Raw genomic sequence first — 20,243 nt, 5'->3', positions numbered from 1 at the left:
CTAGGGGACGGCGGGCGTGCGCCGGACCCACAGCGCGGCCACGACGGCGACCAGCGAGATGACCCCGCCCCAGACGAACGCGGCCTGCACCCCGTCGGCGGTCGCGGTCACGGTGTCGGCGCCGCCGGCGAGCCCGGCGGCGGTCGTGCGGGAGAGCACCGTGACGAACAGCGCGGTGCCGGCCGCTCCGGCGACCTGCTGCAACGTACTGATCACCGCGCTGCCGTGGCCGTAGAGGTCGGCCGGGAGGCTGCCCAGGGCCGAGGTCATCAGCGGCGTGAGCATCAGGGCCAGCGCGGACATCACCATGACGTGGAACAGCACCACGAGCGCGGTCGACGTCTCCGGGCCGACGGTGGCGAGCAGCCAGAGCGCGGCGCTGAGCACGACCGTGCCCGGGAGCACCAGCGGTTGCGGGCCGAACCGGTCGTAGAGGCGCCCGACCAGCGGTGAGAGCGTGCCCATCGCGAGGCCGCCGGGCAGCACGAGCAGACCGGCCGCGAGCGTGCTCAGACCGTGGACGCTCTGCAGGTAGATCGGGAGCAGGATGAGCGCGCCGAACAGCGACATGAAGCCGGCGATCATCACCAGCACCGAGACCGTGAACGAGCGCTGGGCGAAGACACGCAGGTCCATCAGCGGGCCGCGGCCGCGCTGCAGGGCCCGCTGGCGCCGGACGAACAGGACGAGCGCGACCAGGCCGACGACGACCGGGATCCACGGGGCGACCGGGGCGTGGCCGCCGCTCTCGCCGAGGCCGGCGAGGCCGTAGATGAGGCCACCGAAGCCGGCCGCGGAGAGCACGAGCGAGAGCACGTCGAGGTGGGCACGCCGGGGCGTGGTCACGTTCCGGACCTTCCAGGCCCCCAGCGCCAGGCTGAGAAGCGCGATCGGCAGGACGACGAGGAACAGCCAGCGCCAGCTCAGCCGGGAGAGGACCAGGCCGGACACGGTCGGGCCGATCGCCGGGGCCACCGAGATGACGATCGAGATGACGCCCATGATCCGGCCCCGCGAACCCGGCGAGACCAGGCTCATCGCGGTGGTCATGAGCAGCGGGATCATCACGCCGGTACCGCCGGCCTGCACGACCCGGCCGAGCAGCAGCACGCCGAAGCCGGGAGCGGCCGCGGCGATCAGCGTGCCGGTGCTGAAGAGCCCCATCGCGGCGACGAACACCTGGCGGACGCTGAACCGCTCCATGACGAACCCGGTGGCGGGGATCACCACCGCCATCGTGAGCAGGAAGCCGGTGGTCAGCCACTGGCCGGTGGCGGCGGAGACGTTCAGGTCGCTCATCAGCCGGGGCAGGGCCAGCGACATCACGGTCTCGTTGAAGATGACGACGAAGGTCGAGATGACCAGCAGGCCGATGAGGTTGCGGTCAGCGGGGCTGAGCCGCTGCTCCGTCGAGGGGGCGGTCCGAGGGGCGTCGGCAGCGAGGGTCACGGGCCCAGCTTAGTGGCAGTGACTGCCATGTCGGCACGCGCTAGCATCGGGTCCGTGACCGACATCACCAGTCTTCGGGAGCGCCGCCGGCTGGCCACCGCGGCCGAGATCGAGGCCGCGGCGCTGGAACTGTTCGCGTGCGGCGGGTCCGAACACACCACCGTCGACGACATCGCCGCGGCGGCCGGCGTCTCCCCGCGGACGTTCTTCCGCTACTTCCCCACCAAGGAGGACGCGGTCCTCGGCGTGAAGCGCGACTTCTACGCGGCGGTCAGCGAGCGCATCCCGCCCGGTGCGATCGGGTTCGACGACCTCGCCGGGGCCACCGCCGAGGCCCTGGAGTCGTTCAGCGCCACGTTCCTGCACCGGATGGTGCGGGTGCGCTGTCTCGGAGAGCACGACGCCAACCTGCGCCACCGCGCGCTGCTGCTCGACGCCGAGCAGTGCCGTCAGCGCCAGCGGCACCTCGGCGGCGACATGCACGCCCGCCTGCTCGTCGAGACCCTCGCGGTCGCCCTGAACACCGCGCTCGACGACTGGGCCATCCGCCGCCACCACGGCGAGGACGCCGACCTCGCCGGGGTCTTCCGCGCCACCTGCGCCCAGCAGAGGGCGCTGTTCCAGCTCGGATGACACCCGACTGGTCGAACTTCGAGGACGCGTTCGGCGTCGCGTTCGCGGCAACGGACATCCTCCCCGGAGTCTTGAGCGCCGATGCCACGACCCGGGCCGACGCACTCGGGTACCTGTACGGCGCGCTGCACCACCAGGACACCGTGTACGGGGCCACCGCTCCGGCGGTGGACTACGTGCTCACGATCCTGGGCGATCCGCGCGCCGACCCGATGCGGGTGGCGCTGCTGCGCTGGCTGACCTCGGTGCTCGACGCGGCCCGCTGGAAAGCCGGCCATCCCGCCGACGTCGACGCCTGCCTCGCGAGGCGACCGCGGGTGCGCGACGCCATGGACGCGTTCCGGACCGACGCCGACCTCACCGTGGCCCACGCGGCGCTGGAGGTGGTCGCCGCGTGCGAGGACGTCGCGCCCCCGCCCGCCGCCCGAGCGACGCCGGGAGGGGGCAGCTGGTCGCCGACCCCGCCGTTCTAGTACGCGAGGAAGAGGATCTCGTCGCGGGAGTAGTCGAGGTCGGGGTGGGCGGCCGCGAGGTGGGCCTGGGTCCTGGCGACGAGGTCGTCCTCGTCGACACCTTCGATCCATTCGCCGCACGGGCAGCTCAGCTTCGTCTTCATGGTCCTATTAGACCGGTACGTCGCGGCGGCCGACCATCTCGGTGATCCAGATCGGCGCGAACGGGGACGTGCAGCCGGGCGCCGTCGGGTAGTCCTTGAGCACCTCCAGGCGTTCGCCGATGTCGATCGCCCGGGCCCGGTGCCCGGCGTGCTCGATCCCGATCTGGGCCAGGCAGTGGTTCATCGCCCACTGCAGGCGGTCCGGCGCGTCCTTCATCCCGGCCTCGAGCTCGTCGAGGAGCGCGGCGAGGTCGAGGCCTTCCGGCTTCTTCGCGACCCGTTCGGTGACCAACGCCCAGCCCGCGCTCGCGACGAGCGGATCGGGGTCGTGCCACCACCGCTCGCGCAGGGCGTCGGCATGAGGGCTTTTCTTCACGACGTAGTTGACGAGCCAGTCCTGCACCTTGGGGGTGCGCGACGCGCGGAGCATCGCGTCCAGCTCGTCGTGGTCGAACGCCTTCGGGCGGCAGATCAGCAGGGCCAGCAGGCGCGCCGCGCTGTCACCGGTCGCCCAGAGTTCGCGCGCGAGATCGTGCCGGGTCGTGAGCCGCTTCGCGACCGCGCGCAGGCGGCCGAGGTTCACCCCGTGGTCGTCACCGTGTTTCTCGTTCACCGCGCGGACCTTCGGGTCCTCCAGCGCGCGCAGTTCCGCCAGCACCTCGGTCACCGTCATGACGTATAAGTCTATGCTTATGTCAAGACGATGCTCGCAGCAACCAACCGGCAGTCGGGCCGCGCTTGCGACAATGACCAGCGCGGACACTGCTCGAGCCCTGTGGAGGACTACCCGTGGCCGGTGGACTTGTTGCCCTGTTGGACGACGTGGCGGTACTGGCCCGCACGGCCGCCGCCTCCATCGATGACATCGGTGCGGCGGCGGCGAAGGCGGGAACCAAGGCGGCCGGCGTCGTCATCGACGACGCGGCGGTCACGCCCCAGTACGTGCGCGGCCTCGCGGCCAAGCGTGAGCTGCCGATCATCAAACGCATCGCGATCGGGTCGCTGCGGAACAAGTTCCTGATCATCCTGCCGGTGGTGCTGCTGCTCAGCCAGTTCCTGCCGGTCCTGCTGACGCCGATCCTCATGGTCGGCGGCGCGTACCTCTGCTACGAGGGTGCGGAGAAGGTCTGGCACAAGGTCGCCCACCGCGGCAGCGCCCACGCCGAGGAGGACGAGGGCGCCAAGGACGAGAAGACGCTGATCTCCGGCGCCGTGCGCACCGACCTGATCCTGTCGGCGGAGATCATGGTGATCACGCTGAACGAGGTCATCGACCAGCCGTTCTGGTCCCGCCTGGCGATCCTGGCCGTGGTCGCGCTGGTCATGACCGTCGTCGTCTACGGCGCGGTGGGGCTGATCGTCAAGATGGACGACGCCGGGCTACGCCTCGCGCAGGGCCCCGGTGCGGTCGCCGCGCTCGGCCGCGGCATGGTCAAGGCGATGCCGATCGTCCTGACCGCGCTGACGATCATCGGCACCGCGGCGATGCTCTGGGTCGGCGGGCACATCCTGCTGGTCGGCACCGACGAGCTCGGCCTGCACGCCCTCTACGGCGCGGTGCACCACGTCGAGGAAGCCGCCCACGACGCCACCGGCGCGCTCGGCGGGGTCGTCGGCTGGATCGTCAACACCGTGTTCAGCGCGATCCTCGGGCTGATCGTCGGCGCGCTGGTCGTCGTCGTCATGACGCTCGTCGCGAAGCGGAGGAAGAAGGCTCACTGAGCCGGCAGGTACGACCGGGCGAAGAGCCGCACCGCGTCCCGGAGCACGTCGCGGTCGTCGGGACGCGGGTGGGCGATGCGCTGGAGCGCGAACCCGTCGAGCAGGGCGATGAGATGACGCGCGGCCCGCGCGGGTTCGGGCGCGCCGAGCGAGCGCAGCACGGTCGTCGCGGCGCTCTCGTAGGCCTCGACGATGCGACGCACCGGCTCGACCAGCTCGGGGCGGCGCGACCGGCCCAGGTAGGCCTCGAACTGCACCAGCACGGTCGGCGCGGTGACCACCTCCACCAGCAGGTCGATGGTGTGCTCCACCGGCGCGCCCTCGGCCAGCACGTCGGCCGACTCCAGGATGCCGTCGGCGACGCGGGTCACGGCGGCGCCGACGAGCTCGTCCAGCGACGAGAAGAAGTACGACGTCGTGGCGAGCGGGACACCGGCGGCGGCGGCGATCGCGCGATGGGTGACGCCTTCCAGCCCGTGCTCGGCGATCACCGCGACCGCGGCGTCGAGGAGCTGCGCCCGGCGCAGCTCCCCGCGGGTGTACCGCTTGGTCACCACGTCGGTGTGGACGCCGCGAACGCCTCCACCGAGGCCAGGTCGTAGGAACCGGCGTCGGTGCCGACGCCCTGCGCGACCTGGGCCGCCGCCGCGCACCCGAGCCGGGCGGCGTCCGCCAGCGAACGGCCCTGGGCGCGGCCAAGCACGAAGCCGGCCGAGAACGCGTCACCGCACCCGGTGGTGTCGACGACGTCGATCCGGAACGCGGGCACCTCGATCACCTCGTCGGGCGTCACGACCAGGGCGCCCTGTTTGCCCCGGGTCGTCGCGACGCAGCCGGCGCCTGCTCCGAGCAGCGCCCGCGAGCCGGCGACGAGGTCGTCGGCGCCGGTGAAGCCGAGTACCTGCTCGTCGTTGGGCAGGAAGTAGTCGGTGTGCGGCAACGCCGCCGCGATCCACTCGAGCATCCCCGGGTCGCCGGGGGCGAGCAGGTCGATCGAGGTGCTCAGGCCGAGGCCCCTGGCGTGGGCCAGCAGTTCGCCGGCGGCGTCGCCGCCGAGGAACTCCGGGCCGCCCAGGTGCAGGTGGGCCGCGCCCTCGAGCGCGGCCCGGTCGACGTGGTCGAGCGTGAACACTCCGTTGGCGCCGATGCAGTGCCAGGCCGGGCGGTCGCCGTTGGGGCGCACCGGGAGGACCGACGAGGAGGTCTGCGCGGCGTCGGTGCGCACGATGCCGCTGACGTCGACGCCTTCCCGGCTCAGCGCGCCGAGCAGGGCGTCGCCGAGCGGGTCGGTGCCGACCGCGCCCTGGCTGCGCACGGTCACGCCCAGCCGGCTGAGCACCACGGCGGTGCCACCCGCGGTACCGGCCGGTGAGATGCGGATCGACTCGACCAACTGCCCCTCGGAACCCTCCGGGATCGACTGGATGCCGAGGACGTGGGTGTCGAGGACGTGGACGCCGATCGTGGCGACGGTGACGGTCATGCGGCACCCTAGCGTCAACCCTGGACGTTTGTCCGAGGTTGAGCCGGACCCGGTCGGACCGCGAACCTCCTGCGGTACTCGCTGGGGGTCACGCCCAGGTGACGGCGGAACACCGAACGCAGGTTGGCGCCGGTGCCCAGGCCGGCGTGGTGCGCCACCGACTCGACGCCGCTCGCGCCCTGCTCGATGAGCCGGCAGGCCAGCGCGACCCGCTGCGCGGTGAGCCACTCGACCGGCGTGCTGCCGACCTCGCGGCGGAACCGGCGGTGGAACGTGCCCGGCGTGAGCCGCGCCCGCCGCGCCAGGTCGTCCACGGCCAGCCGCCGGTGCAGGTTCGCCGACGCCCACTCCAGCACCGGCGCCAGCGAGTTCACCGTCGGCGGCGGGAGCGGCTGCTCGACGAACTGCCGCTGTCCACCGTCGCGCACGGCCGCGAATACGAGCCGGCGCGCGACGTGGTTGGCGACCTCGGCCCCGAAATCCCGGCGGACGACGTGCAACCCGAGGTCGAGCGCCGCCGCGCTGCCCGCCGAGGTCAGCACGTCCCCGTCGTCGACGAAGAGCACGTCCGGTTCCAGGTGGACGGCCGGGAACCGGCGCCGGAACTCCGCCGCCAGCTGCCAGTGCACGGTCGCCCGCCTGCCGTCCAGGACCCCGGCCTCGGCCAGCGTGAACGCGCCCGTGCACAGGCCGATCAGGTGGGCGCCGCGCTCGTGCGCGCGCCGGATCGTCCGCAGCACCGCCGGCCTCGACGTCAGCTCCACCGCGGGCCGGTTCGGGACGATCACCAGGTCGGCCGAGACCACGTCGGCCAGCCGTCCCTCCGCGCTGACCTGGAACAACCCGTCACGCATGCGGACACCGGGGCGGGGGGTGACGACCGTGAGCGTGTACGGCTCGAAGCCGATCGCGTCGCGCCGGCTGATGCCGAAGATCTCGGTCGCGCAGCCGACCTCGAACGGGTTCGAGTGCTCGTCGACGATCAGCGCCACCGTGCGCGTGGCGCAGGATCCTTTCGACATGCATCATTTCTAACACTGTCGGCGCGGTCGCCACGCGGTCAGGATCGACACGTGATCGAGAAAATCTCCTTGCTGCCCGAGGCCGACCGGCTGACCGAGTTCTGGTCCCAGCGGGTGCTCGCGCAGGGCAACGGCACCCTCTTCAAGGTCGCCAAAGGCATCGGTTCGACGACCTGGCACCGCCACGACGACCAGGACGAGACGTTCCTGCTCCTCGAGGGGACGCTCACCGTGCAGCTGCGCGACGGCGACGTCGAGCTCTCCCCCGGCGACCTGCTCGTGATCCCCCGGGGCGTCGAGCACTGTCCCCGGGCCGACGACGAGGTGAAGTTCCTCCTCGTCGGCCCGGAGATCACGTCGACCGCGGCCGGGGGCAAACCGGCCTGGAGCTAGGCCGTGTCCTGCGAATCCGTGCTCGGCTGCGGCCTAGATGCCCGCGGTGTGCGTCGCCCAGATCGCCTTGGTGCCGGCGATGCCGCAGTAGATGACGAGGTTGTTGTCGCTCTGCGTCGCCAGGATCGGGAACTCGGAGTAGCGGTCGCACTTGTTGTAGGTGCCGCTCGACCAGACCGCCCGCCCGTAGCCGGACGTGTAGAGGACGAGGTTGCCGTCCTGCTGGAAGAGCATCTGGGTGGCCCCGGACCCCGCGGTGTTCGTGTGCCACTTGCGCACGCCGGCCTTGTTGTAGACGCCGAGGTCGCCGTTGACCATCCGGAGGGTCGCGGTGCCCTTGTAGAACGTCCAGCTCTTGCCGTTGTCGAGCCACTGGCAGGCGTACATGTTGTGGGTCCACACGGTGCGGTCGAGTGGGCTCGTGTAGTCCTTGTAGTCCCCGGGCCGGCCTTCGGGCCCGGCGGTGCGGTCGCACGCCGTCGCCGGGAACGCCTGGGCCGGGCCCGTCACGAACAGCACCGAGGCGGCCGCCACTAAGACCGTGATGATGACACGTCGGAACATCCGCGTCCCTCTCCTACCGCCGGACGCCCCCGTGACGCACCGGTCGAGCACACCCTAGGCGTTCGAACCGCTCCACAGTGCACAAACCGGGGCGGTGACCATCGCCGTCGGGCGGCGTGGCGCACCGACCCGGCGGGGATCAGCGGAAGTCGGCCGGCTTGAACTTGCGGTCGGCCAGGTGCTCCTCGATCTGTTCGAGGCTGCGCCCGGTCAGCTCGGGCATCTTGACGTACAGGAACACGAACGCGGCGATGTTGAACGCGGCGTACATCCAGAACGTCTGGCCGGTGCCGATCGCCTTCATCGTGCTCAGCAGCGTCAGCGTGATCAGCACGTTCGTGCCCCACAGCGAGGCGGACTGGGCCGCGGCACCGGCCGCCCGCGTCGCGAGCGGGTAGATCTCCGAGCCGGTCAGCCACCCCATGAGCTGGATGCCCCCGGCGGTGAACGCCATGAACGCGATCAGCGTCGCGATGATCCACGGGATCATCGACTTGCCGTCGTTGCCGGAGACGAAGAACCAGCCCAGCACGATCAGCGAGAGCGCGGCGAACGGCAGCGTGACCAGCGTCAGGCGGCGCCGCCCGACCCGGTCGATGATCGCCAGCCCGATCAGCTGCGCGATCAGGTAGGTCAGGCCGAGCGCGACCGACACCCGCAGCGCGGTCGAGTCGGTGAAACCGTTGTCGGTCAGGATCGTCGGCGTGTAGTACACGATCATCTCGATGCCGGACAGCTGCGTGAAGATCGCGAGACCGCAGCCGACGACGAGCGCCGGACGGACCCAGGCGGCCTTGAGGCCGGCCCAGCCGCGGGTGCTGGCCTCCCGCTCGGCCCGGACGTTCTCCTGGATCTCGTCCAGCTCCCGGGTCAGATCGGCCTCCGGGTGACGCACCCGGGCCAGCGCTTCGCGGGCGCGGTCGTCGTGGCCCTCGCGGGCGAGCCAGCGCGGGCTCTCCGGCAGCCGCAGCATCAGCACGAACATGATCGCCGCGGGGACGGCGGCCAGGCCGATCGAGACCCGCCAGTCGATGACCTCGGCCGCGCCGACGATGGTGGCGATCACGATGCCGACGCCGATCGCGATCTGGAAGAACAGCACCAGCCGCCCGCGGTAGGCGGACGGGGCGAGCTCGGCGACGTAGACCGGCGCGGTCTGCGTCGCGCCGCCGACCGCGAAGCCGAGCACGAGACGGCTCAGCGACAGCGTGATCGGCTCCGGGGAGAGCGCCGCCGCGACCGCACCGACGACGAAGACGATGCCGATGAGCAGCAGCGTGCCGTGGCGGCCGCGGCGCTCGGCCAGCCGGCTGCAGGTGAGCGCACCGATGACCGCGCCGACCAGGATCGACGCCGCGATCGTCTGCTCCCAGACGTGTCCGATGTCGAAGTCGTCACCGATCTGGAGCAACGCCCCGGAGATGATGCCGGTGTCGTAGCCGTAGAGCAGCCCCGAGATGGCGGAGACCAGGGCGACGACGACGACCGACCCGGTGAGCCGATCGTTCTTCTGTTCCGACGAGACGGCCTGACCCATCGTGACCTCCCGGTGCGCAGCGAAGCGTGGCGCGGGTCATACCCACGTCGGTCGCCGGTCACTCGCGGACCGGCGACGCGCGTCGGCGGTGGTCACCCTCCGGCCGGCCGGTTTCGGCGTTGCGGCAGGATGCGGGCATGAACGAGGACCTGGACACGTCGGTGTTGAGCGAACGGCAGCGCCGGATCCTCGCCGTCATCCAGAGGTCGGCGCAGCGTTTCGGCTACTCGCCGTCGACGCGTGAGATCGCCGACGCGGTCGGGCTCGCGTCGGCCTCCACGGTGAGCAGGCACCTGCGTCGTCTGGAGGAGCTGGGTTTCTTACGGCGGGGGCGGGCCACCCGCCCGATCGACGTGCGGATGTTCCTGGAGCCGGTCGCCGCGCCGCGGGAGGACCCGGGCACGATCGGCGTCCCGGTGCTCGGCGACATCGCCGCCGGTACGCCGATCCTGGCCGAGGAGACCTCGGACGAGGTGCTTGCGCTCCCCCGGGACCTGGTCGGCAAGGGCACGCTGTTCGGCCTGCGGGTGCGCGGCGACTCGATGATCGACGCCGCGATCTGCGACGGGGACATCGTCGTCGTCAAGCAGCAACCGGAGGCGTACAACGGCGAGATCGTGGCCGCGATGATCGACGACGAGGCCACCGTGAAGGTGTTCCGCCGGCGCGGCGGCCACGTGATCCTCGAACCGCGCAACCCGGCCTACGCCGACATCGACGGCGACCACGCCGTCATCCTGGGCAAGGTCGTCTCGGTCCTGCGCCGTACCTAGGGGGCACCATGCGGGCGGAAGGCCCTTACTTCGACGAGCTGAGCGTCGGGCAGGAGTTCGCCGGCGCGCCGGCGTACACGCTGACGTCCGGGCGCGCGGCCGCCCACCAGGCGATCCTCGGGGACCGGCTGCGGCTGCCGCTCGACTCCGGGCTGGCCGACGCCGTGGCCGGGCGGGGCGCCCTGGCGCACCCGGCGTTCGTCTGGGACGTCGCGATCGGGCAGTCGACGGTGGTCACGCACCACGTGCGGGCGAACCTGTTCTACCGGAACCTGGCCCTGCACCGGCTGCCCGCGCTCGGTGACACGCTGCACACCGTGACGACGGTGGCGGGGCTGCGTCAGAACACCCGGCGGGAGGGGCGTCCGCCGACCGGGTTGGCAGCGCTGCGGATCGTGACCGTCGACCAGGAGGGCCGGTCGGTCCTCGACTTCTACCGCTGCGCGATGCTGCTGCTGCGTTCCGACGCCGACACCGGGCACCGCGACGACCTGGACGCGCTCGAGGTCGCGCCGGCCGCCGACGCGGGCCGCGGTGGGGTGGCGGGCTGGGACCTGGACGCGTGGCGGGAGCGCGTGCCGGCCGGACCGGACCGGGAGGTCGGGTCGAGGATCGAGGTGATCGGCGGGGACGTCGTCACCAGCGCACCCGAGCTGGCCCGGCTCACGCTGAACGTCGCCCGCGTGCACCACGACGCGGACGCCGGTGGCGGTCGGCGGCTGGTGTACGGCGGGCACACGATCGGGCTGGCGCTCAGCCAGGTCGGCCGGGCGCTGCCGGAGCTGGTGACCGTGGTGGGCTGGGACAGCTGCGACCACGTCGGCCCGGTGCACGAGGGCGACACCCTGCACAGCGTCGTCACCGTCGAGGGGATCGTCCCGGCGTGGGCCGGCGGTTCGCTGGTGACGCTCCGCAGCGAGGTCGCGGACTCCACCGGCCGCCCCGTGCTCGACTGGCGCTTCCGGGCCCTGTTCGCCTGACCCGCGCGGGTCAGCGCCGGATGGCGCCGTCCGCCGCGAGGGCCTCGATCTCGGCCGGAGGCAGACCGAGCCAGTCGGTGAGCACGTCGCCGGTGTCGGCGCCCACCGCGGGGGCCGGCGCCGGAGCGGGCGGTGTCCACCCGGTCGGCCGCCCGACCGGCGCCGGCACCGGGTAGCGGCCCAGCGCCGGGTCGTCGACCTCGGTGAACAACCCGCTCGCCGCGAGCAGCCCGTCCGACGACCGGGTCATCTCCTCGATCGTGCGGTAGTCACCCCACAGCACCTTCGCGGTCTCCAGCGACGCCACCACCTCGGCGTGCGTCCGCTGCTCGAACCACGGGCGGAGCAGGGCCGAGATCACGTCCCGGTACCGGTAGCGCGCCTCCTCCTCGGCGAACGTGACACCGAGCGCCTTCTCCATCGCGGCCAGCACGTCCGCGGTGCCGGTCAGCCGGATCAGCGCGTTCCAGTGCCGGTTGGTCAGCGCGACGACCATCACCCGCCGCGCGTCCACGGTCGCGAAGTCGCAGCCGTACGAGCCGTACAGGTAGTTGCCCTCGCGCAGCCGCTGCGACCCGTTCACCACCACGTCCGCGACGAACCCGAGGTGCGCCATCGTCGCCACGGCGACGTCGGCCAGGTTGATCTCGACGTACTGGGGCGCGCCGGTCGCGCGCCGCAACCGCTCCGCCGACACCACCGACAGCGCCGCGTGCGCCCCGGTGATCAGGTCCCCCGCCGGCAGGACGTGGTTGACCGGCGCGCTCGCGTCCACCGGACCGGTGACCCACGGCAGCCCGACCTCGCAGTTGACCGTGTAATCCACCGCCGGGCGTCCGTCCGCCCGCCCGCCGATCCGGATCTGGATGAGATCGGGCCGGACCGCGAGCAGTTCCTCGTGGCGCAGCCACGACTGCCCGACCGCGTTCGTGACGAGGATGCCGTGCCCCTCGCCGGGCACCCCGAGCAGCCGGCGGACGACGTCCCGGCCGCCCTCGCCGCGCAGGTCGACCTCGATCGAGCGCTTGCCGCGGTTGAGCCCGGCCCAGTACAGGCTCTGCCCGCCCGGCGCCAGCGGCAGCCGCCGTGTGTCGGTCGCACCGCCGAGCGGGTCGATCCGCACGACGTCCGCGCCCAGCTGGGCCAGCGTCATGCACGCGGACGGACCGGCCACATAGGTGCACAGGTCGACGACGTGCAGCCCGGTCAGCGGAAGAGTCATGATCCGACGGTAACGGGGCAACCGAACACCGCGTCGGTCCGCGCGCGGTCACCGCCGTACGCGGTCACCGCCACGCCGCGTCGTAGCGCTCGCGCAGATCCGGCCAGCCGTAGTCCAGCGCGCGCGGGCCGGTGACCCGTTCACGGGGGCTGTCGTCCTCGGCCGCGAGCCGCCCCAGGCACACCTGCCAGCCGGCCGCGTAGCTCGCCGCCGCCGCGCGGTCGTCGAAGGTCTGCCGCAGTTCGAGCACGGCGCCGCCCTCCGCGGGCGTGATCGTCCAGCGCAGCAGGTCGTCGCCCCAGCGGTGCACGAGCGTGTGCGGTGGCTCCACGACGAGCACCTCGGCGTCGTTGGGCTCGTCGCCGGGGTTCTCCCGGCAGGTGGCCGGGCCGGGTGAGGTCAGCGGCCGTTCGGGCACCACCGGGGACCACCGGCGCAGGTGGGCGGGGTCGACGAGCATCTCCCAGAGGCGCTTCTCGTCGTGCCGGAACCGCCGGCGCAGCACCAGCGTCCAGCGTTCCCCGTCGCGCTCGAGCACGGCGTCCACCGGGGCCTGGATCTCCCCGAACACCACGTCGTCACGTGTCATGAGCGTCCTCCTCGTCGAGTGCGTTGGCCAACCGGTCGAAGCTCGAGGCCCAGGTGCGCAGGTACGGCTGCACCCACGCGACCACGTCGGGCAGCGGGTCCGCCGCGAGGCGGTACACCCGGCGTTTTCCGACGACCTGGGCCTCGACGACGCCGGCGTCACGCAGCACGCGCAGGTGCTTGGAGACCAGCGACTGGGACAGCTCCAGTGCGCCGACCAGCGCCCCGACGTCGCTCTCGGCGACCCGGAGACGGTCGACGATGGCGCGCCGCGTCGGCTCGGCGATGACCGTGAAACCGTCCACGACGCAAGTATTACCAGCCATTCATATGAATATCAAGGCACGCATGTAGGCTGACCTGATGGAACCGGGGGACGTGGTCGCCAGATCAACGACGATCCTGCCCCCGCCGAACCCGCAGCCGCGCCCGGTCACGCTGCGCGAGCTCCTCGGCGCCCTCGGTCCGCACGCACTGCGCCTGGTGGCCGGGCAGCGCCTGGACGAGCCGATCGGCGAACCACTGATCTACGGCCCCGGCGAGCCGCTGCCCGACGTCGGCGACAGCATCGTCTTCGTCACCGGCGCCCGGGCCGGGCAGCCGGAGGCCCTCCGCCGGATCGCCGCCGCCGGCGGTCACACGGTCGTGCTCAAAGCCTGGAAACAGGAGATCGGCGACGATCACGGGCTCACCCTGCTCTGCACTCCCGACGAGATGGCCTGGCGCCACCTCGACGCGCTGATCACCACGGCCCGCCTCCCGGGCTCGGCCGTGAACGAGCCCAGCGGCGACCTGTTCAGCCTGGCCAACGCGATCGCGGCGTCGCTCGGCGGGCCGGTGACGATCGAGGAGACGACGGGCCGCATCATGGCCTACTCCAACCTGCCCGGGCAGGACATCGACCCGATCCGGCGGCTGGCCATCCTCGGCCGCCAGACCCCCGAACGGCCCACCAACGCGGTGGAGTACCAGGCCGTGCTGACCGCCCCGGGCCCGGTGTTCTTCGAGAGCTCGCACCCCGACTACGCCGATCGGCTGGCCGTCGCCGTCCGCGCCGGCCACCAGGTGCTCGGCGTCATCTGGGTGCTGTGCGGCCGCCCGCAGCTCGTCGAGGACGCCGACCGGGTGCTCATCGACGCCGCCCGCACGACCGCGATGCACCTGCTGCGCCGGCGCGGCTCGCACGACCCCGACCGCACCCGCCGCGGGGAGGCGCTACGCGGCCTGCTCGCCGACACCCTCGACGCTCCGGCCGCGGCCGCCGCGCTGGCCCTGCCGGAGGCCACGCCGGTGGTGGTCGGCGTGGTCCGCCCGGTCACGCAGCCGGGCCTGCACGCCGCGCGCGTCGCCGACCTGGTCGCCCTGCACGGGGAGTACTGGCACTCCGGCGCGGCCTCGGTGCTCGACGGCGACGACCTCCTGCTGCTGCTCCCCGGCCCGGCGTCCACGCCCCGGCTGCGCAAACTCGGCACCGACCTGGCGACCGCGGCCCGCCGCTCGGCCGGGATCGCGCTGCGCGTCGGCTTCGGCCCGGAAGTGTCCGGACTCGACCAGGCCCGCCGGTCGCGGCAGCTCGCCGAGCGGGTCCTGCTCGCCGGGCGGCCGGTCGCCGTCCTCGACGACGTCCGCAGCGAGCTCGTGCTGACCGCGCTGCCCGACGACGACGAGGCGCTGCGGCTCGCGCCGGTACGCAGCGTGCTCGAGCACGACGCCACCCAGGGCACCGACTACGCGGCGACACTGCTGACCTACCTGGGCACGTTCGGCAACATCACCGCCACCGCCCAGGCGCTCAACGTCCACGAGAACACCGCCCGCTACCGGGTGCGCCGCCTGACCGAGCGGTTCGGCATCGAGCTCGGCGCCGGTGACGAGACGCTCGTGACCTGGCTGCAGCTGCGCAACGCCTGTCGGCGGCTACAAGCGGACACCCGGCGATCGGTGTCTGACGACAGTGGGCGCGCGGATCCCGGCGCCTAACGTCGTCGGCATGCACACGCGCGCCGACTACGCGTGGCCCGCGGACGACGCCGAGCTGGCGCGTCTCGTCGAGGCCCACCCGTGGGTCACGATGATCAGCGACGGCCTCGTCGTCTCGCACCTGCCGATCGTCGTCGACCACACCGCCGACCGGCTGACCCTGCTCGGTCACCTGTCCGCCTCCGACGCCGCGCAGCACCGGCTGGGCCGGGTCGACACGGTGCTGGTGGTGGCGGGGCCGCACGGGTACGTCAGCGCGGGCTGGTACGTCCACGGCCCGAGCGTGTCGACCTGGAACTACGTCGTCGCCCACCTGCACGGCCGGCCGTCGGCGCTCGGCCCGGAACAGACGCTCGACGTGCTGACCCGCACCCAGGACCACTTCGAATCCGGCCGGCCCGACCCGTACCTGACCGCGCGGGTCGCCGGCTACGCCGCGAAGCTCACGCCGTACGTCACCGGGTTCCGGCTGGTGCCGAGCCGGGTCGAGGCCAAGCGCAAGTTGAGCCAGGACAAGCCGGCCGAGGACGTGGCCGGGGTACTGCACGGTCTGGAGGACCCGATGGATCTGCACGCCAACCCCGCGCTCGCCGCCGCGATGCGGGGTCCGCGATGAGCGTCCTGCTGCGTGGGGGGCGCCTCGGCCTCGGTGGTGCGGCGTCCGACGTCCGGATCGACGACGGGACCGTGACCGCGGTGGGACCGGCCGGCAGCCTGGACGCGACCGAGGTCGTGTCGCTCGGCGACGCGACCGTCCTGCCCGGGCTGGTCGACGGGCACGTCCACGTCGAACAGTGGGTGCGCCACCGGCGCAGCGTCGACCTGTCGGCCGCGACCGGGCCGGCCGAGGCGGCGCGGGCGCTGCGCGCCACCGCACCCGCGCCCGGTCAGTGGCTCAGCGGCCGCGACATCGTGCCCGCGCTCTGGGACACCCCCGCGCACAAGCGTTTCCTCGACGGCGAACTGGGCGACGTTCCGGTCGTGGTCCGCAGCATCGACCTGCACACGACCTGGTTCAACAGCGCGGCGCTGGCGCTCGTCGGCCTTCCGGACCACCCGACCGGTGTGCTGCGCGAGACCGAGTCGATCGAGGCGAACCATCGCCTGAGCGAGCTCACGCCCGCCGCCGAGGTCGACGGGTGGATCGCCGAAGCGCTCGCGGAGTTGCCGTCCCTCGGGCTCACCGGCCTGATCGACCTGGAGTTCAGCGACAACCTGGCCGCCTGGCCCCGCCGCGTCGCGGCCCACGGAGCGCCGCCGGTCCGCGTCCACGCCGGGATCTGGACGCCGTGGCTGGACGCCGCGATCGCCGCCGGGCGGCGGACCGGTGAGGTCGTCGAGGGAACCTCCGGCCGGGTGCGGGTGGGGCCGTACAAGATCGTCAGCGACGGCTCGCTCAACACCCGCACGGCCTGGTGCGCCGACCCCTACCCGGACGACTCCCACGGGCTGTGCCTGGTGCCGGCCGACGAGCTGGAAGCGCTGATGAGCAGGGCATGGGCGGCGGGGCTGGTGCCGGCGATCCACGCGATCGGGGACCGGGCCAACACCGCCGTGCTCGACGTCTTCGCGCGGATCGGCTGCACCGGCCGGATCGAACACGCCCAGCTGGTCGCGCTCGACGACGTGCCCCGCTTCGCCGAGCTCGGCGTGGTCGCGTCGGTGCAGCCGCAGCACGCGGTCACCGACCGCGACGTCGCCGACCGGCTCTGGGCCGGCCGCACCGACCGCGCGTTCGCCTACCGGACGCTGCACGACGCCGGGGCCCGCCTCGAACTCGGCTCCGACGCCCCGGTCAGCCCGCTCGACCCGTGGCAGGCCATCGCCGACGCGGTCCACCGCAGCGACGACGGCCGGCCCGCGTGGCACCCGGAGCAGGCGCTGCCGCTGGACGTGGCGATCACCGCCGCGTGCGCCGGGCGCGCCTCGGTGGAGGTGGGCGCGGTGGCCGACCTGACCGTCGTCGCCGGGGACCCGTCGGCCGCGTCCGAGGAGTCGCTGCGCGGCACCATCGTGCTCGCGACGCTCGTGGGCGGCGACTTCACCTACCGGCGGTGAAGGTCCTCGGGTGCAACGCCGGGAAGGTCCGGACGCAGCGGATCGACGGCGAGGAGGTCCGGACCGCGTACCTGAAGTCGCCGGTCGCCGCGCCCTGGACGATCACCGCCGCGGGGGCGGACGGCGACGAGGTCGCGGTGCACACCAACCACCTGTACGCGATCGACCGGGAGAGCTACGGGCACTGGGGGTACGCCTCCGCCGAGGACGGGCTCTTCGCCGAGAACCTCACGCTCGACGTCCTGGACCAGTCGGCGCTGCGGGTCGGCGACCGGTTCCGTGTCGGCACCGCGGTCGTCGTCGTGACCGGCCCGCGCATCCCCTGCTGGAAGCTGACCTGGCGGCTGGGACGGCCGAAGACGTTCATGCGTGAGTTCCGGCTGTCCGGACGCTCGGGGGCGTACTTCAACGTGGTGTCCCCCGGCGTCGTGGAACCCGGTGACCCGCTCGTGCCGGTGTCCGGGGATCCCGGCGCCCCGACCGTCGCGGAACTGTCCCGGCTCTGCGACTCCGGCACGGCGATCACCGCGGCCGACCGGGAGGTCATCGACCGGGCGCTGGCCTGCCCGGACCTGAGCGACGGCGTCCGGGGCACGTTGACGCTCAAGATGGCGAACCTGGCCCGGGACGCGGCGGCCGACGGGTGGCGGGGGTGGCGGCGCTTCACGGTCGACGAGGTCGTGCCGGAGACCCCGGACGTGAACTCGTACGTCCTGCGGCCGGTCGACGCCGGCGCGCTCCCCGGGTTCCGGGCCGGCCAGCACGTCGTCGTCCGGGTCGGCGACGTCGTCCGCACCTGGAGCCTGTCGGCGTACGGCACCGACCACTACCGGATCACGGTGAAGCGCCGGGGCGCGGGCAGCACCGCGCTGGCAGCCGCCTCGACCGTGGACCTGCGCTCGCCCGCCGGGCGATTCCACCTCGACCGCGGCAGCTTCCGGCCGGTCGTGCTGGTCGCGTCGGGCATCGGGATCACGCCGATGATCGCGATGATCCAGGCGCACCTCGACCGCAACGGGTTCGTCCCGCCGCTCTGGCTGCTCTACCGCACCCGCGCGGAGCGGACCGCGTTCGGCGCGTACCTCGACCAGCTGTTCGCCCGGCACGAGCACCTGCACCTGCGCTACTTCCACGCGCCGCTGACCGCCGAGCGGGTGGTCGAGGTGATGCGCGGGAACTACCTGCCCGGCGCCGGGGACGTCCCCTGGTTCGAGAGCGACGTCTACGTCTGCGGGTCGCTCGCGTTCACCACCGAGGTCCGCGACGGGCTGATCGCGCTCGGCGCGAACCCGGACCTGGTCTTCGCCGAGGACTTCGTCGCCGCCGCGTCGCCCCCCGCCGGCCCGCGCCGGCGCACCGACGCGATCGTGCGGTTCGGCGGGCACGAGGTCCGGTGGCCGGCCGACCGGGAGCAGACCCTGCTCGAACTGGCCGAAGCCGCCGGGCTCGACCGGCCCTCGGACTGCCGGGCCGGCACCTGCCGGACCTGCGAGGCGCGGGTGCTCGAGGGCGCGGTCGACGGCCCCGTCGTCGGGGACCGCGCGCTGCTGTGCGTCAGTTATCCGCTCACCGAGCGGGTCGCCGTCGAATAATCGGTGGATGGCCGACGCCACGTTCACCGCGCTGGGGCAGAGCCTGCTCGCGAAGGTCGACGTGCTCGCCGGGGAACTCGCGGCCCGGGTGCGCCTCGCCGAGCGGGAACTGGACGTCGTGCCGCCCGAGGACCTCGCCGCGGTCTGCGCGGAACAACTGCGTACCGGCTGGAACAGGTCTCGGAGGCGCTGTGCGCGGTCTACCGGGAGGTTGCTGGCCGTCCTCCCCCGGCCCGACGGCGCCGCGTTCCCGTCGCTGCGCGGCAGCCGGTTCGGCGTCAGCCCGCCTTACCAGCCGCTCTCGCAGAGCGCCGAGGCGCTCCGGCTCGCCCGGCTCGCCCTGGCCGCGGTGCCGCCCGGCACCGCGGGCGTCTGCCACTACGGCGAGCGTCCGATCGCCACCGTGATCGCCGACAACCCCGGGACGGCCGACGACCTGGCCCGCCGCGTCCCCGGCGGCCTCCTGGAGCTGCCCGCCGACGACCGCGACGCGCTGCTGCGTACCGCGCGGGCCTGGTTCGACGCCGACGGGTCGACGACACGCGCGGCGGCGGCGATGTTCTGCCACCGCAACACCGTGCGTTACCGGCTCAGCCGGGTCGAGGCCCTCACCGGCCGCTCGGTCGACCGTCCCCGCGAGGCCGCCGAGCTGCTGTTCGCGCTGGAGGCCGTCGCGCTGGACCTCACGCGTAGACATCCGGGTGATCGGCGCTGATCCGCTCCCAGATCGGCTGGAACTGGAACCAGCCCGCGAACTCGCCGCCCACCTGCCCTCGGGTCGCCTCGGCCTCCTCGGGACGGATCAGCCGCGGCTTCGATCCGTGGCCGGCCGCGGCCGCGTAGGCCTGCAGCTGGCACTGCGCGGTGCGCTCCAGGGTGAGGAACCACCAGGCCGCGCTCTCGACGCTGGCTCCCACCGTGAGCATGCCGTGGTTACGCAGGATGACGGCCTTGTGCGGGCCGAGGGCCTCGCCGATCCGCTTGCCCTCGGCCGGGTCGAGCACCACGCCGGTGTAGTCGTCGAAGACGCCGATGTCCTGGTAAAACGCGCAGGCGTCCTGGGTGAGCGGCTCGATCGTCATGTCCAGGGCGGAGAGCGTCTTGCCGGCCGGGCCGTGGGCGTGTGCCGCGGCCAGCACGTCCGGGCGGGCGGCGTGCACCGCGGTGTGGATCGCCACCGCCGCCCCGTTGACGGCCCGGTCGCCTTCGACGACCTGCGCGTCGTGCCCCACCCGCACCAGGTCGCTGCTCTTGATCAGGCTGAAGTGCATCCCGAACGGGTTGACCCAGAACGTGTCGGGTTCGCCGGGGTCGCGCACCGTGATGTGCCCGGCGACGCCCTCGTCGAGGCCGGCCCGGCTGAACATCCGGAACGCCGCGGCCAGCACGGCCTTGCGGTGGGCGCGTTCGTCGTCGACGGAGTCGAACGTGGGCGGTGCCGCCAGTTTCAAGTGCGTACCGACGGCCATTCCGCGCTGATCAGCCATGGTTACCTCCGGGCTCGGGGTTCTCCTCGAGCGTCGCGGCCGGGGTGGGCGTCGCACAACGGTTCGCAGCCCCGACTTGCTTGTGCGCCGGCACAAGACGGCCACCGGGGATCGGGAGGTGACGACAGTGGCCGCGCCGTCCGC

Annotated in this window: 23 protein-coding genes; 11 read left to right on the top strand and 12 right to left on the bottom strand. The window is 72.9% G+C overall.

The annotated features are described in order from the left end of the window. Positions 1-1,449 (bottom strand): MDR family MFS transporter, encoded by a 1,449-nt coding sequence (locus CRYAR_RS19995; protein ID WP_035852919.1) that lies wholly within the window; start codon positions 1,447-1,449, stop codon positions 1-3. A 54-nt stretch (positions 1,450-1,503) separates the two neighbouring features. Here CRYAR_RS19995 and CRYAR_RS49005 point away from each other — a divergent pair, with 54 nt between their 5' ends. Both CRYAR_RS49005 and CRYAR_RS43345 read left to right on the top strand, forming a co-directional pair. Continuing rightward, a complete protein-coding gene (locus CRYAR_RS49005) occupies positions 1,504-2,082 on the top strand; it encodes a TetR/AcrR family transcriptional regulator (protein ID WP_051570699.1) in 579 nt (192 codons plus the stop codon). Continuing rightward, entirely contained in the window at positions 2,079-2,555 is a 477-nt protein-coding gene (locus tag CRYAR_RS43345; RefSeq protein WP_051570698.1) for a hypothetical protein, read from the top strand. The genes CRYAR_RS49005 and CRYAR_RS43345 overlap by 4 nt, the downstream gene beginning before the upstream one ends. On the opposite strand, the gene CRYAR_RS44575 is transcribed toward CRYAR_RS43345, so the two are convergent. Continuing rightward, complete coding sequence (locus CRYAR_RS44575) at positions 2,552-2,698, bottom strand: hypothetical protein (protein ID WP_063725734.1); 147 nt, start codon at positions 2,696-2,698, stop codon at positions 2,552-2,554. The genes CRYAR_RS43345 and CRYAR_RS44575 overlap by 4 nt on opposite strands. Before the next feature lie 7 nt (positions 2,699-2,705). After that, positions 2,706-3,371, bottom strand: a complete 666-nt coding sequence (locus CRYAR_RS19980; protein WP_035852916.1) for a DNA alkylation repair protein — start codon at positions 3,369-3,371, stop codon at positions 2,706-2,708. A 116-nt stretch (positions 3,372-3,487) separates the two neighbouring features. Between CRYAR_RS19980 and CRYAR_RS19975 the strand changes: the two genes are divergently transcribed. Continuing rightward, positions 3,488-4,420, top strand: a complete 933-nt coding sequence (locus CRYAR_RS19975) for a DUF808 domain-containing protein (RefSeq protein WP_035852908.1) — start codon at positions 3,488-3,490, stop codon at positions 4,418-4,420. Here CRYAR_RS19975 and CRYAR_RS19970 read toward each other — a convergent pair. From CRYAR_RS19970 to CRYAR_RS19960, 3 genes are read right to left on the bottom strand one after another with little or no spacing between them, the layout of a single operon-like run. Then, the gene (locus CRYAR_RS19970) at positions 4,414-4,974 is read right to left on the bottom strand and encodes a TetR/AcrR family transcriptional regulator (RefSeq protein ID WP_169745062.1); all 561 of its coding nucleotides are present in this window, start codon (positions 4,972-4,974) and stop codon (positions 4,414-4,416) included. The two genes, CRYAR_RS19975 and CRYAR_RS19970, sit on opposite strands and share 7 nt — an antisense overlap. Further along, positions 4,971-5,903 (bottom strand): carbohydrate kinase family protein, encoded by a 933-nt coding sequence (locus tag CRYAR_RS19965; RefSeq protein ID WP_035852901.1) that lies wholly within the window; start codon positions 5,901-5,903, stop codon positions 4,971-4,973. The genes CRYAR_RS19970 and CRYAR_RS19965 overlap by 4 nt, the downstream gene beginning before the upstream one ends. Before the next feature lie 14 nt (positions 5,904-5,917). Continuing rightward, complete coding sequence (locus tag CRYAR_RS19960; protein ID WP_035852899.1) at positions 5,918-6,925, bottom strand: GlxA family transcriptional regulator; 1,008 nt, start codon at positions 6,923-6,925, stop codon at positions 5,918-5,920. A 51-nt stretch (positions 6,926-6,976) separates the two neighbouring features. Here CRYAR_RS19960 and CRYAR_RS19955 point away from each other — a divergent pair, with 51 nt between their 5' ends. Further along, entirely contained in the window at positions 6,977-7,318 is a 342-nt protein-coding gene (locus CRYAR_RS19955; protein WP_051570697.1) for a cupin domain-containing protein, read from the top strand. Between the two features lie 33 nt (positions 7,319-7,351). Here the strand turns inward: CRYAR_RS19955 and CRYAR_RS43340 are convergent, their stop codons facing one another. Together CRYAR_RS43340 and CRYAR_RS19945 are read right to left on the bottom strand one after the other, a co-directional pair. Continuing rightward, positions 7,352-7,882 (bottom strand): hypothetical protein, encoded by a 531-nt coding sequence (locus CRYAR_RS43340; protein WP_051570696.1) that lies wholly within the window; start codon positions 7,880-7,882, stop codon positions 7,352-7,354. A gap of 139 nt (positions 7,883-8,021) precedes the next feature. Further along, on the bottom strand, positions 8,022-9,419 hold the full coding sequence (locus tag CRYAR_RS19945; protein WP_051570695.1) for a sugar porter family MFS transporter: 1,398 nt from the start codon (positions 9,417-9,419) through the stop codon (positions 8,022-8,024). A 137-nt stretch (positions 9,420-9,556) separates the two neighbouring features. Here CRYAR_RS19945 and lexA point away from each other — a divergent pair, with 137 nt between their 5' ends. Continuing rightward, positions 9,557-10,192 (top strand): transcriptional repressor LexA, encoded by a 636-nt coding sequence (gene lexA / locus CRYAR_RS19940; protein ID WP_035852897.1) that lies wholly within the window; start codon positions 9,557-9,559, stop codon positions 10,190-10,192. A gap of 8 nt (positions 10,193-10,200) precedes the next feature. Next, positions 10,201-11,172 (top strand): hotdog family protein, encoded by a 972-nt coding sequence (locus tag CRYAR_RS19935; protein ID WP_035852895.1) that lies wholly within the window; start codon positions 10,201-10,203, stop codon positions 11,170-11,172. A 10-nt stretch (positions 11,173-11,182) separates the two neighbouring features. Here the strand turns inward: CRYAR_RS19935 and CRYAR_RS19930 are convergent, their stop codons facing one another. From CRYAR_RS19930 to CRYAR_RS19920, 3 genes are all read right to left on the bottom strand, one after another. Beyond that, the gene (locus tag CRYAR_RS19930; RefSeq protein WP_035852893.1) at positions 11,183-12,394 is read right to left on the bottom strand and encodes a CoA transferase; all 1,212 of its coding nucleotides are present in this window, start codon (positions 12,392-12,394) and stop codon (positions 11,183-11,185) included. Between the two features lie 64 nt (positions 12,395-12,458). Next, complete coding sequence (locus CRYAR_RS19925; RefSeq protein ID WP_051570694.1) at positions 12,459-12,983, bottom strand: SRPBCC domain-containing protein; 525 nt, start codon at positions 12,981-12,983, stop codon at positions 12,459-12,461. Then, positions 12,973-13,287 carry an ArsR/SmtB family transcription factor gene (locus CRYAR_RS19920; protein WP_035852891.1) on the bottom strand — a complete coding sequence of 105 codons (315 nt, stop codon included), beginning with the start codon at positions 13,285-13,287 and terminating at the stop codon, positions 12,973-12,975. The genes CRYAR_RS19925 and CRYAR_RS19920 overlap by 11 nt, the downstream gene beginning before the upstream one ends. 58 nt (positions 13,288-13,345) lie before the next feature. On the opposite strand from CRYAR_RS19920, the gene CRYAR_RS19915 reads away from it, so the two are divergent. The 5 genes from CRYAR_RS19915 to CRYAR_RS43335 are packed head-to-tail and all read left to right on the top strand — an operon-like array spanning position 13,346 to position 19,327. Then, positions 13,346-14,962, top strand: a complete 1,617-nt coding sequence (locus CRYAR_RS19915) for a helix-turn-helix domain-containing protein (RefSeq protein ID WP_035852889.1) — start codon at positions 13,346-13,348, stop codon at positions 14,960-14,962. 10 nt (positions 14,963-14,972) lie between these two features. After that, entirely contained in the window at positions 14,973-15,578 is a 606-nt protein-coding gene (locus tag CRYAR_RS19910) for an FMN-binding negative transcriptional regulator (protein WP_035865200.1), read from the top strand. Beyond that, positions 15,575-17,020 (top strand): amidohydrolase, encoded by a 1,446-nt coding sequence (locus CRYAR_RS19905; RefSeq protein WP_035852886.1) that lies wholly within the window; start codon positions 15,575-15,577, stop codon positions 17,018-17,020. Before CRYAR_RS19910 ends, CRYAR_RS19905 begins: the two co-directional genes overlap by 4 nt. After that, a complete protein-coding gene (locus CRYAR_RS19900) occupies positions 17,017-18,612 on the top strand; it encodes an MOSC domain-containing protein (protein ID WP_035852884.1) in 1,596 nt (531 codons plus the stop codon). Before CRYAR_RS19905 ends, CRYAR_RS19900 begins: the two co-directional genes overlap by 4 nt. A 7-nt stretch (positions 18,613-18,619) precedes the next feature. Beyond that, the gene (locus CRYAR_RS43335) at positions 18,620-19,327 is read left to right on the top strand and encodes a PucR family transcriptional regulator (protein ID WP_051570693.1); all 708 of its coding nucleotides are present in this window, start codon (positions 18,620-18,622) and stop codon (positions 19,325-19,327) included. Here the strand turns inward: CRYAR_RS43335 and CRYAR_RS19890 are convergent. Then, on the bottom strand, positions 19,296-20,099 hold the full coding sequence (locus tag CRYAR_RS19890; RefSeq protein WP_051570692.1) for a class II aldolase/adducin family protein: 804 nt from the start codon (positions 20,097-20,099) through the stop codon (positions 19,296-19,298). The genes CRYAR_RS43335 and CRYAR_RS19890 overlap by 32 nt on opposite strands. Positions 20,100-20,243 lie beyond the last annotated feature (144 nt).

The sequence above is a fragment of the Cryptosporangium arvum DSM 44712 genome (assembly GCF_000585375.1).
Taxonomy (GTDB): Bacteria; Actinomycetota; Actinomycetes; order Mycobacteriales; family Cryptosporangiaceae; genus Cryptosporangium; species Cryptosporangium arvum.
Note: the sequence above shows the minus strand (reverse complement) of the source record. Positions and strands in the feature narration are given on the sequence as shown.

Coding starts and splice junctions, on each gene's coding strand:
- CRYAR_RS19930 (WP_035852893.1), bottom strand. CDS start 12,394: ATGACTCTTCCGCTGACCGGGCTGCACGTCGTCGACCTGTGCACCTAT.
- CRYAR_RS43335 (WP_051570693.1), top strand. CDS start 18,620: ATGGCCGACGCCACGTTCACCGCGCTGGGGCAGAGCCTGCTCGCGAAG.
- CRYAR_RS19945 (WP_051570695.1), bottom strand. CDS start 9,419: ATGGGTCAGGCCGTCTCGTCGGAACAGAAGAACGATCGGCTCACCGGG.
- CRYAR_RS19935 (WP_035852895.1), top strand. CDS start 10,201: ATGCGGGCGGAAGGCCCTTACTTCGACGAGCTGAGCGTCGGGCAGGAG.
- CRYAR_RS19890 (WP_051570692.1), bottom strand. CDS start 20,099: ATGGCTGATCAGCGCGGAATGGCCGTCGGTACGCACTTGAAACTGGCG.
- CRYAR_RS44575 (WP_063725734.1), bottom strand. CDS start 2,698: ATGAAGACGAAGCTGAGCTGCCCGTGCGGCGAATGGATCGAAGGTGTC.
- CRYAR_RS19960 (WP_035852899.1), bottom strand. CDS start 6,925: ATGTCGAAAGGATCCTGCGCCACGCGCACGGTGGCGCTGATCGTCGAC.
- CRYAR_RS43345 (WP_051570698.1), top strand. CDS start 2,079: ATGACACCCGACTGGTCGAACTTCGAGGACGCGTTCGGCGTCGCGTTC.
- CRYAR_RS19910 (WP_035865200.1), top strand. CDS start 14,973: ATGCACACGCGCGCCGACTACGCGTGGCCCGCGGACGACGCCGAGCTG.
- CRYAR_RS19925 (WP_051570694.1), bottom strand. CDS start 12,983: ATGACACGTGACGACGTGGTGTTCGGGGAGATCCAGGCCCCGGTGGAC.
- CRYAR_RS43340 (WP_051570696.1), bottom strand. CDS start 7,882: ATGTTCCGACGTGTCATCATCACGGTCTTAGTGGCGGCCGCCTCGGTG.
- lexA (WP_035852897.1), top strand. CDS start 9,557: ATGAACGAGGACCTGGACACGTCGGTGTTGAGCGAACGGCAGCGCCGG.
- CRYAR_RS19965 (WP_035852901.1), bottom strand. CDS start 5,903: ATGACCGTCACCGTCGCCACGATCGGCGTCCACGTCCTCGACACCCAC.
- CRYAR_RS19980 (WP_035852916.1), bottom strand. CDS start 3,371: ATGACGGTGACCGAGGTGCTGGCGGAACTGCGCGCGCTGGAGGACCCG.
- CRYAR_RS19905 (WP_035852886.1), top strand. CDS start 15,575: ATGAGCGTCCTGCTGCGTGGGGGGCGCCTCGGCCTCGGTGGTGCGGCG.
- CRYAR_RS19915 (WP_035852889.1), top strand. CDS start 13,346: ATGGAACCGGGGGACGTGGTCGCCAGATCAACGACGATCCTGCCCCCG.